Origin of the sequence: Microcoleus harperi Pol14_C6 (genome assembly GCF_036701295.1) — a bacterium.
Classification (GTDB): Bacteria; Cyanobacteriota; Cyanobacteriia; order Cyanobacteriales; family Microcoleaceae; genus Microcoleus.
The window spans coordinates 227,714-241,153 of the sequence record NZ_JAUBQN010000001.1; the positions used below are offsets into that span (position 1 = coordinate 227,714).

Consider the following 13,440-nt stretch of genomic DNA (forward strand, 5'->3'; position numbering starts at 1 on the left):
GTGGCTGTTATGTCGATCGCAACTGCAAAACGCTTCACCATAGCGGAATATCACCGCCTGACAGAACTGGGGTTCTTTGGTGAGGACGATCGAGTTGAGTTAATCAAGGGAGAACTTGTGAAAATGGCAGCTAAAGGTACCGCTCACGAAACCTGTCTGAGAAGATTACTGCGGGAATTAAGCGTCATAGTAGCAGAACGGGCAACTTTACAGTGTCAATCTCCCATCGTTTTACCGACAAACAGCGAACCTGAACCTGATTTTTCGCTCGTACAAAATCGCCCTGACGACTATCTATCCTCTCACCCCTGTCCAGGGGATCTACTGTTGCTGATTGAGATTGCAGATTCTTCTTTGAGTTACGACAAACAGGTTAAGCTCCCCCTTTATGCTGAAGCCGGAATCTCTAACTATTGGATATTTAATTTATCACAAACTTGCTTGGAATGTTACAGCGAGCCGTATCAGAATGCCCCTGGCCAATTTGGTTATCGCAGGACGCTGATTTTTCTGCCCAACGAGTCTGTTAATCTGCCTTATTTTCACGACTTGGCGCTCGATTTATCGAGAGTGTTTCCGCCAACTATAGAATCCTGAAGGACTCTGATATTATTCCAAAGAAAATAGGCTGGCAAACAGCCAGCCTAGAATCAGGAGAACTTTATTTCAAACTCGTTGAAAGTCTAGCTAAACAAACCCGAAATACCACCGACTGCTATTGCTCCAGCCAAAGCCGAAACAACCACAGAAGTCAGAGCCGTACCGAACAGCCACCAAGCTGCTGCTGCTGCGGCTTCGCGCGCATCTTCTGCTTGCTGCTTGGCCTTGTTTTTGAGCTGTTTGATGCGTTTTTTAGTTTCACTTTGCAGGCGTTCCGAGCGCAATAAAACGCTGTCCCGGGCTCCTTCCATTTGGTCAACAATTCGGTGAGCCTGTGCCTCGGAAATATCGGAACGAGAACTCAGCAGGGCAACTAAAGTACCGCGATCGAACTCACCTAAACGCTCTTTAATGGCGTCAAATCCGGCCTGCGGGTCGTCAAACACTTTGCGTAAGTCCCGCTTGATTCCTTCGTAGTTGAGTTCGGGTCGCTCCAGCGAATTGAGGTAATCCCGGATTTTCCCGAAAATACCATCCATTGCGGACTGGAACTTGTCCTGAACCATTTGAACTTGTTCGACAATTTGGTTGCGGACCGACTCAATTTGGTCGGCAATTCTGTTAGCTTCCTCTTCCGAGATGTCTTCCCGCTGCGACAACAATGCTACCAGAGTCGATCGATCGAAGTGCTTCAGGCGATCGCCCAAACTTTGCATCCCCATTCCCGGCTCGCTAAACAGCAACTGCAAATCGCGTTTGATGCTTTCAGGATTGAGTTCTTCCTTGTCCGTATTCCGCAAGTAATTTTCCAAACTGCCTTGGAAATCCCGGACTGTTTTTTGAGCGCGAGATGCCAAGCGGCGGGGCGATTTCACGATGCTGCGAATCGAATCTTGCACGCGATCGATCGTCCGCTCGATCTGTTCTTCGCTCAAATCTTCCCGCTGCGACAGCAGCTTGACTAAAGTTTCGCGATCGACCTGAGAAAGTCTTTCCCGAAGTGCCAAAGCACCCTCTTTCGGATTTTCAAACAATTTAGTCAAATCCCGACTGATACCTTCTGGATCGAGTTCTTCCAGGTTTGTATTCCGCAGGTACTCGCCAATTTTTGCAGTAACTTCCTCGTACTGTTGCTTAGCTCTATCTGCCACCATTTGCGGCGCGTGGATAATGTTGTCGCGCACAGATTCGATCCGGTCGATCGCCTGATTTATCTGTTCTTCGCTGAGGTCTTGGCGCTGTGACAGCAACTGCACCAGCGTATCGCGGTCGAATTGAGACAAGCGTTCTCTCAGCGCTTTAAATCCGGCTTCCGGGTCGTTTAACAGCGTTTGAAACTCGCGCTCGATCGCTTCTGGATTGAGCTCTTCTTTATTAGTATTGCGGAGATAGTCTTCTACCTTTTGCCGCAATTCTTGCGCTTTCGATTTCGCTTGCTCTTGCAATTCTTGAGCTCTTGAAATCACGCGATCGCGCGAACTTTCGAGCCGCCCGATTAACTGATCGGCTTCCTCTGGACTGAAATCTTCCCGCTGACCGAGCAACTGCACCAAAGTATCGCGGTTAAACTGCGACAGGCGATCGCGCAAAGCCTCAAAACCCGCATCCCGGTCTTCCAAAAGCGCTTGGAAATCCCGTTCAATACCTTCTGGATTCAGCTCATCTTTGCCAGTCGATCGCAAATAATTTTCAATCCGGCTGCGTAAATCTTGAGACTGTTCTTCACCAGCAGCATCTCGCACGATTTCCAACACTTCTTGGCGGACACCTTCAAGCTGTTCGGCAATTTCCGTCACCTGTTCAGGAGCAAACCCCTCGCGGCGGCCCAGAATCCCTACAAAATAATCGGGATTAAACATCTCTAACTGGCGCAAAACTGCCCCTGGAGAGGCTTCCGGGTCGTAAATAACATCCCTAAACTCCTGCTTGATTGTCTCCCGGTTGAGATGCCACGGTTGGGAGTTCATCAAGTAATTTTCCACATCAGCCTTAGCTGTATTGAAAGGCAGCGCAGGCACTTTGTCGCCCACCTGAGAAGCAAAAGATTTAGCTTTTTGAGTCCCTTGTGCTGTCAGTTGTTGCAACTGACCAGAGATTTTTTCCACATCCAAATCAGACAAATCCGTCCGCGACAAAACAGTGCCCACAAGAGCTTCCACACCCAACTGCATCGCTCGTTTCATGCCGCTGCTGGATTCCGATTTGTTTTCCCGACTTTCCAGAATTTGGGACAGCTTGGCGTTGAGTTCGTCAGACTTCAGCAAATCCGGAGCCGCAAACTTGAGAAAATCAACCAACTCTAAATTCGGGTCTTTCTGCTGTTGCTGTTTGCCGAAAGTTTGCTTCCAAACGCCTTCGAGTTGGTCAGCAACTTGAGTTATTTCCTCTTGAGAAAAGTCGGTGCGACTCTTAACTAAATCCACAAAAGTCTGGCGGTTAACATTCTTCAGAACGTCGCTTCCCGCAAGAGATTTGATATCTGCATCGCCCAGCAACTTTTCAAATTGACCGCGAATTTCCTTAACATCTAGTTTCGGTAACTGCAAAGAACCCACATAATCTTGCAGTGTTTCGCGAATGCTATCCGGGTCTACCGCCGAACTCAATTCGCGGCGGACAGCGGCAACAGATGCCTCTACAGTGTTGACCATTTGGTCGCTGGCCATCTTGCCACCGATCGCTGCACCAGCAGTACCCATGACGCCTTGAACGCCTGAAAAAGCAGTTTTTATCAAGGAACCGATCATGGAACCGACGGCGCTAGAACCGAGCCACACCAGCGTTAAAAAGTACGCCGACCAAATGACTACACCAATAATTGCCGCTCCATCTACCGAGGCAATTGAAGTTAGTTTGACTGCCAGAAAACAAGCCAAAAATAAAGCCAGGTTAACGGTGACTAAAATCCAACCTCCGACTAGACCTTCAGTCTTACGAACTTTAGTCCCCAAACTTTCAGATTCATCATCGTCATCGTCGGGTAAAGCCTCGTCCCAATTTGAGATTTTGGCGGCGATCGAGAAATTTGTTAACAGGAATTGGAAGCCGAAAGCCATAATGACTCCCGCGATTAATGCCACAAAAAACTGCGGGCTTAAAAACATCAGCCCTCCGATATCGGGGTGGTCAAATCGCGCATCTATTTCTACTGGCATTTGGGCAATATTGAATTTGGGACTGTACAGCGACATTAATAACTCGCTTTCAAACATAATTTACCTCCTAATTTTTTATGCCTAACTCGGCATAGCGAAAAGAGTCCCCAACTTTGTTATAGGGGATTTTGTAATCTTTAGATGATGGTGTGTTTTGGTTCGGCTTTATCTTACGGAAGGCCTTATTAGTGAAATTGGAATGAGTAGTAAATCAGTTCTCTAGTGCTCTCATCCTTACTGCTTATTATGGCTGTGAAAGTTAAAAAATAAATCCGTCTAAAGTCAGAAATTAGTTTTTAAGGGAATGCTAGCAGCAGAGTTCGCATAAAAGCGGCAAGTTTGAGGCAGGGGGCGATCGCCACCAATTATCTATAGTAGTAAACTGAGATGCGGCGCACCCTACCTATCGTAGAGTGCGCTAGCGAGTTAGGATTCCGTTGGATTTTAAGGCTCAAAACGAGCTAGTAATTGCGATCGATCGAGCTGCATAATCAGTCGCGCGATCTCAATGGGTTCTAGTTGAATTAAAGGCTCGATTATTTGGGATAATTATTCATCAATTTTGCCAAAATACACTTGTCACATACTCTCAACTATCGGGCGTTTACTTTGCTGAAGACCTTGCTGAATACCTTGCTGAGTTGCTTCTTCAAGCCGTTGTAAATAGAGTGGTGACAGTTCCATAATTAACTCCCGATTTTCTCGATATATAATAAATAGTAAAGTGATATTTAGCGCCCCCTACATATCGTAGAGCGCGCTGCTGAGTTAGGATTCCGGTTGGTTTTTCGACGCATCGAAACGAGTTAGTAATTCAGAGCGATCGAGCTGCATAATCAGTCGCGTGCGATCGAGGGGTTCTAGCTGAATCAAGGGCTCGATTATTTGGGCTAATTCTTCATCAATCTCGCCAAATTTTACTTGTAGCAGATTCTCTACTATCAGGCGTTGAGCGCGCTGAATACCTTGCTGAATACCTTGCTGAATACCTTGCTGAATACCTTGCTGAATACCTTGCTGGATACCTCGCTGAGTTGCATCTTCCAACCGTTGCAAGTAGAGGGGTGACAGTTCCATAATTAACTCCCGATCTTCTCGATCTATGTCTTGGCGGACTTCTAAAATAGTTCGCAAGTTGTACAACAATTCTAACGCACTCACCCGAAACACATTATCTGAGGGTAATTCTCTCAATTCGGCAATAGCTTGCTTCTGCACGTTTCCCTTCCCCAAAACTCTCAGCCACAGCGTTTCTGGAGTGCGGGGCAGTTGGTGAATGACAACGATCGCTGCTTTCAGAGATGGGCCCAGAAAATAAACTCCATTTACCCAATTTTCCGGTTCGGGAAGGGCTCGAAATCCAGCTAGCATCGTATCGGAAACAGTCGGCGACAGTATCCAGAGTTGAGGCAAGTCTGCCTCTGCAATCCGGGTATTTTCTCTAGCTGCGGCGCGTTCAAATTCGCCGTGGATATCGAAGAGTTTGCCCAGACAACTGCGAATTTCTCCGATCTGGACTGGACTGCGGAAGGGTTCAAATACAGCGGGTTGTGCTGCTATTTGACCCAGAATGCCGAGGGCTGTTGGTTCGACTTCCGGTTCCGGTTTCGGGGCAAATAAAACGTCAACCTGCCTCACTTCTCCAGCGACATCCCGGCTGGTTTCTACATTACCGAGAGGGGTTAATAGTTCTTTCAGATACTGTTTGGCAAATTGGTCGTGGATGAATCTGGTCATCGGATTTTAAATTTTAGATTTTAGATTTGGAATTAGTTACGGGATAATTGTTTTTTAAATCGGGTCATTACAATCTAATTGCAGGCAATTCAACAAACATGATATCGGGTGCGCCGCAGCATAGGCTACGAATTTTTGCCGCAGCATTTACCCTCACAGTTGCGAAGGCTGCGAATGCAGCCGTACTCCTCGAAACGTTGGCTGTGTTTGCGAACAGTAGGATAGGCCAGTAAATTGAAAGGAATTCCGGTTAGTTTGTAAAACAATCGACCAGCAGCATGAAGAATATCCCAAATTTCGCTTGAATTAGGTTTTTGAATAAATTCTCCTATTTCATCTTTTAAGGCAAGCCACTGAGATTGCACTGTAGGAGAGTGACAATTATCAAATGCTGTCATACCTTTTTGATATTTTTCCCAAATTTTATTCATATATTTAATCAAATCAGGCTCACGTCTGATAATATCAGAAGTTGATCTGAGATTACAATCATTCGGTATTTTAAGGAAATTAGCTATGCGACTCTCTCAAATGCTTTTTGTCACCCTGCGCGAAGACCCCGCAGAAGCAGAAATTCCTAGCCACAAACTATTACTCCGTGCCGGATACATCCGGCGCATCGGTAGCGGCCTTTACGCTTATCTCCCTTTGATGTGGCGAGTTCTCAAAAAAGTGTCTCAAATTGTGCGCGAAGAAATGGACGCTACCGGCGCTCAAGAATGCCTCCTCCCGCAACTACAACCGGCCGATTTGTGGCGGGAATCCGGCCGCTGGGACACCTACACTCAAGCGGAAGGTATTATGTTTTCCATGACAGACAGGCAGCAGCGAGAATTGGGCCTGGGCCCAACTCACGAAGAAGTAATTACTACAATTGCTAAAGATATGATTCGTTCCTATCGGCAATTGCCTTTACATCTTTATCAAATCCAAACTAAGTTTCGCGATGAAATTCGCCCGCGTTTTGGGTTGATGCGCGGTCGCGAATTCATTATGAAAGATGGCTATTCTTTCCACACTAACGAAGAAAGTCTGAAAAAAACTTATCAGGATATGGCTCAAGCTTACAGCAATATGCTGCGCCGATCGGGCTTGCAATTCCGAGCAGTAGATGCTGATTCGGGAGCAATTGGCGGTTCCGGTTCTCAAGAGTTTATGGTGCTGGCAGAAGCGGGCGAGGATGAAGTTCTTTATACTGAAGACGGTCAGTATGCAGCTAATGTGGAAAAGGCTGTCTCTATGCCTGCTGATGCGGAACCATCGCCCTTTGCAACTTTTGAAAAGCGGGAAACTCCGGGAACTGAAACAATTGATAAACTTTGCAAGTTTTTGAAATGTTCTCCGACGCAAGTTGTCAAAAATGTGCTTTACCAAGCTGTTTACGATAATGGCATTACAGTCTTGGTATTGGTAAGCACTCGGGGCGACCAAGAGGTGAATCAGGTAAAGTTGCTGAATGAATTGACGAAGTTAGCGGGCAATTATCAAGCTAAAACAGTTTTATTTTTGACTGTTCCGGATGCGGAAGCTCAGCGGAAATGGGCTGCTAAATCTTTACCTCTGGGTTATATGGCTCCCGATGTTGCTGATGATTATATCGCTGGAAGCAAGCAGGTAAACTCTAAGTTTTTGCGTTTAGTCGATCGCACTGCAGTTGACCTGACAAACTTTGTCACCGGTTCAAACGAATCAGGATACCACGTTGTCGGGGCAAATTGGAACAAAGAATTTCCTTTGCCAGCAACGGTTGTGGGTGTCAGGACGGCCAAAAAGGGCGATCGGGCAGTGCACAATCCCGAACAAACCTTGCAAAGCGCCAGAGGCATCGAAGTCGGCCACATCTTCCAATTAGGCACAAAATACTCCCAAGCAATGGGCGCTACCTACACCAGCGAACAAGGCGAAGAAATGCCCTTTATGATGGGCTGCTACGGCGTCGGCGTGTCGCGGCTAGCTCAATCGGCCGTAGAACAATCCTACGACAAAGACGGGATAATTTGGCCAGTGGCGATCGCCCCGTATCACGCCATCATTAGCATCCCCAATATTTCCGACGCCCAACAAGTAGAAGTCGCCGAAAAACTCTACGCAGAACTCAACCAATCTGGCATTGAAACCCTACTCGACGATCGCGATGAACGGGCCGGAGTTAAATTCAAAGATGCCGATTTAATCGGCATTCCCTATCGGATTGTTCCGGGTCGTTCGCTGAAAGCAGGTAAAGTTGAAGTCGTGGAAAGAGCAACTCACAAATCACATGAAATTCTCATTGATGAAGTAAATTCTACCTTGAAACAGTGGATTGAAGCTGCCATCAACTAAGCCTTTATAATTGGTGAGGTGCGGAGTGCATCGCCCTAAATTAACGCGCAACGTATAGGGTAAGGTGCGCACTGCGCACCCTACATTAGCTTCCTTCTTCCTTCATCCCTCTTCCTTCTTTCTGCTGTGAACTTTAAAGACCAAATGTGAAATTCCCTAAAACTTAACACTCGGTATGAATCTGAACCTAAATCAGTTTCTGCGATTCCCTCAATCCCGAATTGGGCGGTACTTGGCCCAAGTAACTGTCGTTGCTGTCGCTTACGCCGTGGGGGCGAGGCTAGCAATTTCAATTCAAGGTGTTAGTCCCTTCGCTTCTTCGGTGTGGCCACCCGCAGGAATTGCACAAGCCGGACTTTTATTGTTTGGGAGTAAAGTCTGGCCTGCCATAGCTTTGGGTACATTTTTGCTCAATTTAGTTAACCCAAGTGAACAGATATTTGCACTTTGGCTGGGAGGAAATTTTGGGGCAATTCTGCAAGCGGTTTTTGCAGTAACCGCCCTGAGCTGGTTCCGGTTTCGTCCCTCTCTCGAACGCTTGAAAGATGTAATTAATTTAATCTTGTTTGGCGGTCTAATTGCTACTCAAATCAGTTGCACTATTGGCGCATTTTCTCTATATTTAGCTGGCAAAATAGAGTGGAGTGAATATTGGTCTGTTCGATGGAATTGGTGGTTGGGAGACACCATGGGAGTTTTAATTATAACTCCATTAATTTTAATATTTATTCGTCCTCAAGTCACCGCAAATCGTTTAAAACTACAAACAGAAACCAAGAAAACTTATTTAATTGAGCGAGGAGTATGGTTAATATTATTGATCGGGGTGAGCTGGCTGGTCTTTGAGTCGAAACAAGAAGCTTCTATTTCTCGTTATCCCCTGGAATATTTGCCGTTTCCTTTGATCATGTGGGCTGCGCTTCAATTCGGTCAGCGAGCCGCTATCCTAGCATCGTTTATTGTCTCAATCATCGCAATTTTTGGCAGTTCTCATGGAGGGGGGCCCTTCACAGCCAAAGCAGACAATATTAATCAGGCTATCTTATTTTTACAAGCTTTTATGGGTGTAATTACGATTACCTCGCTGTTATTGGCAGCGACAGTGGCTGAACGCACATCAGCAGAGTATTCTCTGCGGGAGAGCGAAATTAAGTATCGAGAATTGGTAGAAAATGCTAACAGTATTATTTTGAAAATGGATGCTGATGGCAATATTACTTTTTTTAACGAATTTGCCGAAAAATTCTTTGGTTACACAGAGGAAGAAATTCTGGGAAAAAATGCCTTGGGAACCATTATTCCACAGACGGACATCGAAGGGAATAACTTAGAGTTGGTTTATAGTCAAATTTTACAAAATCCCGATCGCTTTACCAGCTATGAAAATGAAAGTATCCGGCGCAGTGGCGATCGGGTTTGGGTATCTTGGGCAAATAAACCGCTGGTTGATTCAGCGGGCAAACTTTTGGGCATCCTCTGCATCGGCACAGATATCACCGATCGCCGAAAAGCTGAAATAGCCCTGCAAAAGCTGAATGAAAAGCTGGAAATCCGAGTTGAAGAGCGGACAAATGCCCTGAAACAAAGCGAACTTCAGCTACAGAAACAGAAATCGGCATTAATTGATTTAGCCAAAAATAAAGCGCTCAATCAAGGCGACTTCACAAAAGCGCTTCAACAAATAACTCAAACTGCTAGCCGTACTCTGGAAGTTGCCCGATCGAGCGTCTGGCTGTACGATCGCACTAAATCCAAGATGGAGTGCCTGGATTTGTTCGATCGCACTCTCAACCAGCACTCACACGGTTTGAAATTAACAGCAGCAGACTATCCTGTCTATTTTCAAACACTGCGAGAAGAACGCGCAATTGCTGCCTTTGACGCGCAAAACGATTTTAGAACTAAAGAATTTGCGGAATCTTACCTAATTCCCTTGGGCATCACTTCTATGCTAGATACGCCGATTCAAATAGGCGGAGAAACAGCAGGAGTTCTCTGTTTAGAACACGTAGGAATGTCCCGCTTTTGGACGATTGAAGAACAAAGTTTCGCTGTTTCTCTAGCAGACTCTGTAACTTTTGCAATGGAAGCGCGAGAACGCCAGCGGGCTGAAGAAGCGCTGCGGCAAGCTGAAGCAAAATACCGCAGCATTTTTGAAAATGCGATCGTCGGCATTTTTCAAACTACCCCAGATGGGCAATATCTCAGCGCCAATCCTGCTTTGCTTCGCATTTATGGTTACAGTTCACGCGAGGAATTGGTGGGCACACTAACTGATATTAGCCAACAACTTTATGTTGACCCCGATCGCCGCGCCGAAGTTGTCCGCTTCATAGAAGAACAAGGCAAAGTATCGGATTTTGAATCTCAAATTTACCGCCGAGATGGCAGCATAATTTGGATTTCGGAAAATACTTATACCGTGCGCGATTCCTACGGAAATTTGCTTTATTACGAAGGTACTGTTCAAGATATCACAACTCGCAAACAAGCTGAGGCAGCTTTGCGCTTAGAACAAGAAAAATCCGACCGTCTCCTACTCAACGTTTTACCGCAACCAATCGCCGATAGATTAAAACAAGACCAAAGCATCATCGCCGATACATTTGCCGAAGTAACAGTATTGTTTGCAGATATAGTCGGTTTTACCCAAATTAGTTCCCAAATTTCTCCCCCCGAATTAGTTTCCTTGCTTAACGACATTTTTTCCACATTCGATCTCCTAGCAGAAAAGCACGGATTGGAAAAAATTAAGACCATTGGCGACGCCTACATGGTAGTTGGAGGGCTGCCGATGCCCCGCAGGGATCATGCAGAGGCGATCGCAGAAATGGCCTTGGATATGCAGCAGGCAATTACTGACTTCAGCAATACCCACAGCCAAGCTTTCAGCATCAGAATCGGCATCAACAGCGGCCCGGTTGTCGCCGGAGTCATCGGTATTAAAAAATTTATTTACGATTTGTGGGGAGACACCGTTAACACCGCTTCCCGCATGGAATCTCACGGCAAGCCAGGGAGTATTCAGGTAACAGAAACAACTTATCAGCAATTGCGAGAAAATTATTTATTTGAAAACCGCGGCGCGATCGAAGTTAAAGGCAAAGGCGAGATGACTACTTATTTACTAAAATGCCGAAAATGCCTCTAGTAAAGGTTTTTCTCTAAAAGTAAGGGCGATCGCACATTTGAAAGTGCGATCGCCCTCATTTTAATTTAGCCAAGTTTTTTAAAGCTTGTACAGGTTAATTCCAGCTTCCTTCGCCATGATTTCCAAACCTTTGTTTTGCAAGGTTTTAATCGCCTTTGTAGAAAGGTGCAATCTTACCCAGCGCTTCTCCTGCGGCCACCAAACCCGCTTCCACTGCAAATTTGCCTCTTGCAATTTGTGAGTGCGGTGGTGCGAGTGAGAAACTGCAAAACCGTTATTCGCCTTCTTTCCCGTTAGCTGACATTTCCGTGACATACTTCCCTCCAGATTACCGTTTTTTGCGTGCAGCATTTCATTATACCCGAAGGAAGAAGGAAGAAGGAAGAAGGCTTGACTTATCCCTTTACCAATAGAAATAAGCTCTTGCTCCCCCCCTTAGCAAGGGGGGGTTGGGGGGGGTAATTACATTGCACGTTCAGTCAACTTTGTCAAGACTTGATTCGATCGCTCGACAAAATCTTTCATCCCTTCAGCATCGAAACCCTTCTGGGCCATCAAAGCCAAGTCGTAAACGTGGTGACAAATCATACTCGCCAACTGACTTGACGGAGACTCCCCGCCGCCTTGAATAATCGCACCCTGACTCAAACTCGCCAGATTTTGAATCAGCGGGTGAGAGGTATTCACCAGCAAAACGTGTTCTTCGGGGAATTCGGCCGCTTGCTGCTGCAAAAGCGCTGTCATATCGCGCATCCGGCGCAAAGCTTCCGGCAAAAGTACGATCGCAGGTGGCGTCGCCTCCGCAGAGTCAGACTTCAAAGCTTCTGTGCGAATGTTCACTTTCGGCTTGTTGAGAGCTTTTTGGAACATTTCTTTAACTTGTTCGCTGCGAGTTTTATTCGTCGCCGGATCGACGATTTCCGCTTCTTTCTCTTTGTCAATTAGCGTTTCGTCGATGTCGGAATCAACCCGCGAGAATTTGACATCTGAGTATTCTCTTTCCAAGAAGCTGATAAAGTGCGTGTCGATGAAAGAATCCATAAACAGCACTTCTAAACCTTGGCTTTTGTGCATTGCCACGTAAGTTGCTTGAGACGCCGGATCGGTACAATAAAACACGCGATTTTCGTGGCGTTTTTGATTGCGTTCCAAATACTCTTTTAGAGTCGTGTAAGGCTGCGTGGAACTAGAATTTTCCGACTTCGGAGTGACATCTTGCCACAAATCTCCTTCCTCACTTTGCACCTGAACTTCGGGCGTTACAGTTTCTGGCTTCTCGGCTGTTGGTTCGTAGGTGCTGCGGTAGATTAAAATATCTTCGACTTGCTTTTTGAACTTGTCATCGTTGAGAGTTCCGAATTTGACAAAAGTGCCGATATCTTGCCAGCAGCGGATGTATTCGTTGCGGTCGTCGCGGTAGAGTTCTTTTAGGCGATCGCCCACTTTTTTCGCAATATAATCAGCGATTCTCCGCACAGTGCGATTGCTTTGCAAAGAACTGCGAGAAACGTTCAGCGGAATGTCGGTACTGTCAATAACGCCCCGCAGTGGCATCAAGAATTTAGGGATAATTTCTTCGCAGTGGTCGCTGACAAAAACCTGGTTGCAGAATAGCTTAATATTGCCTTGGGTAACATCGACATCCGGCCGCAGTTTGGGAAAGTAAAGAATGCCGTTGACAATGAAAGGATAATCTGTATTCAGGTGTACCCACAGCAGCGGCTCGTCTTGGAACGGATAAAGGTAGCGGTAGAGTTCCAAGTAATCTTCTTTTTGCAAATTGCTGGCTGATTCCCGCCAAATTGCTTTGTGCTTGTTGAGTTCCTCTCCCTCAAATTTGATGGGAACTGGCATGAAATCGCAGTAAGTTTTGATTAACTGCTTAATGCGACTGGGTTCTAAATATTCTTCTTCTTCGTCTTGGAGGGTAAGAGTAATAGTAGTGCCGCGTTCCGTGCGGGAAGATTCTGATAGTTCAAAAGCGGGAGAACCGTCGCAAGACCAGTGTACTGCTTGGGAACCTTCTTGGTAAGAAAGAGTATCAATCTCTACTTTCTTTGCCACCATGAAAGAAGAGTAGAAACCTAGACCGAAGTGACCGATGATTGCGTCGTCGCCACTGCCTTGGTATTTTTGAATAAATTCTTCGGCGCTGGAGAAAGCGACTTGGTTGATGTATTTTTTTACCTCATCGGGGGTCATGCCGATGCCGTTATCGGAAATTGAGAGGGTTTTGTTTTCTTTGTCGATCGCTATGTTGATTTGCGGTTCGCCCATGTCGCCGCCGTATTCGCCGGAACGGGAAACCATTTTGAGTTTGGCAATGGCATCGACGCCGTTAGAAATTAGTTCCCGCAAGAAGACTTCGTGGTCAGTGTATAGCGACTTCTTGATAATCGGGAAAATATTTTCGGTATGGATTGAGATTGTTCCCTGTTCTAAAACTGTCATAATTTTTCTCTCTGATGACTGCTA

At 46.1% G+C, this 13,440-nt stretch carries 8 protein-coding genes and 1 pseudogene; 3 read left to right on the forward strand and 6 right to left on the reverse strand.

The window, feature by feature from the left end:
- Window positions 1-9 precede the first annotated feature (9 nt).
- A complete protein-coding gene (locus tag QUA27_RS00970; protein ID WP_333065766.1) occupies window positions 10-597 on the forward strand; it encodes a Uma2 family endonuclease in 588 nt (195 codons plus the stop codon).
- A gap of 86 nt (window positions 598-683) precedes the next feature.
- Here QUA27_RS00970 and QUA27_RS00975 read toward each other — a convergent pair whose 3' ends face one another.
- From QUA27_RS00975 to QUA27_RS00990, 4 genes and pseudogenes are all read right to left on the reverse strand, one after another.
- Complete coding sequence (locus QUA27_RS00975) at window positions 684-3,812, reverse strand: MFS transporter (protein WP_333065767.1); 3,129 nt, start codon at window positions 3,810-3,812, stop codon at window positions 684-686.
- 387 nt (window positions 3,813-4,199) lie between these two features.
- A pseudogene (locus QUA27_RS00980) lies at window positions 4,200-4,460 on the reverse strand (hypothetical protein); the annotation flags it as partial.
- Between the two features lie 63 nt (window positions 4,461-4,523).
- Window positions 4,524-5,492: a hypothetical protein gene (locus tag QUA27_RS00985; protein ID WP_333065768.1), complete on the reverse strand. Its 969-nt coding sequence runs from the start codon at window positions 5,490-5,492 to the stop codon at window positions 4,524-4,526.
- Window positions 5,493-5,617: 125 nt separating this feature from the next.
- Window positions 5,618-5,923 (reverse strand): hypothetical protein, encoded by a 306-nt coding sequence (locus QUA27_RS00990; protein WP_333065770.1) that lies wholly within the window; start codon window positions 5,921-5,923, stop codon window positions 5,618-5,620.
- An 85-nt stretch (window positions 5,924-6,008) separates the two neighbouring features.
- On the opposite strand from QUA27_RS00990, the gene proS reads away from it, so the two are divergent.
- On the forward strand, window positions 6,009-7,814 hold the full coding sequence (gene proS, locus QUA27_RS00995; RefSeq protein ID WP_333065771.1) for a proline--tRNA ligase: 1,806 nt from the start codon (window positions 6,009-6,011) through the stop codon (window positions 7,812-7,814).
- Between the two features lie 175 nt (window positions 7,815-7,989).
- On the forward strand, window positions 7,990-10,965 hold the full coding sequence (locus QUA27_RS01000; RefSeq protein WP_333065772.1) for an adenylate/guanylate cyclase domain-containing protein: 2,976 nt from the start codon (window positions 7,990-7,992) through the stop codon (window positions 10,963-10,965).
- A gap of 78 nt (window positions 10,966-11,043) precedes the next feature.
- Here QUA27_RS01000 and rpmB read toward each other — a convergent pair whose 3' ends face one another.
- Together rpmB and htpG are read right to left on the reverse strand one after the other, a co-directional pair.
- The gene (gene rpmB, locus QUA27_RS01005; RefSeq protein ID WP_333065932.1) at window positions 11,044-11,280 is read right to left on the reverse strand and encodes a 50S ribosomal protein L28; all 237 of its coding nucleotides are present in this window, start codon (window positions 11,278-11,280) and stop codon (window positions 11,044-11,046) included.
- 147 nt (window positions 11,281-11,427) lie between these two features.
- Window positions 11,428-13,416, reverse strand: a complete 1,989-nt coding sequence (htpG, locus tag QUA27_RS01010) for a molecular chaperone HtpG (protein ID WP_333065773.1) — start codon at window positions 13,414-13,416, stop codon at window positions 11,428-11,430.
- Window positions 13,417-13,440 lie beyond the last annotated feature (24 nt).

Coding starts and splice junctions, on each gene's coding strand:
- QUA27_RS00970 (WP_333065766.1), top strand. CDS start 10: ATGTCGATCGCAACTGCAAAACGCTTCACCATAGCGGAATATCACCGC.
- QUA27_RS00975 (WP_333065767.1), bottom strand. CDS start 3,812: ATGTTTGAAAGCGAGTTATTAATGTCGCTGTACAGTCCCAAATTCAAT.
- QUA27_RS00985 (WP_333065768.1), bottom strand. CDS start 5,492: ATGACCAGATTCATCCACGACCAATTTGCCAAACAGTATCTGAAAGAA.
- QUA27_RS00990 (WP_333065770.1), bottom strand. CDS start 5,923: ATGAATAAAATTTGGGAAAAATATCAAAAAGGTATGACAGCATTTGAT.
- proS (WP_333065771.1), top strand. CDS start 6,009: ATGCGACTCTCTCAAATGCTTTTTGTCACCCTGCGCGAAGACCCCGCA.
- QUA27_RS01000 (WP_333065772.1), top strand. CDS start 7,990: ATGAATCTGAACCTAAATCAGTTTCTGCGATTCCCTCAATCCCGAATT.
- rpmB (WP_333065932.1), bottom strand. CDS start 11,280: ATGTCACGGAAATGTCAGCTAACGGGAAAGAAGGCGAATAACGGTTTT.
- htpG (WP_333065773.1), bottom strand. CDS start 13,416: ATGACAGTTTTAGAACAGGGAACAATCTCAATCCATACCGAAAATATT.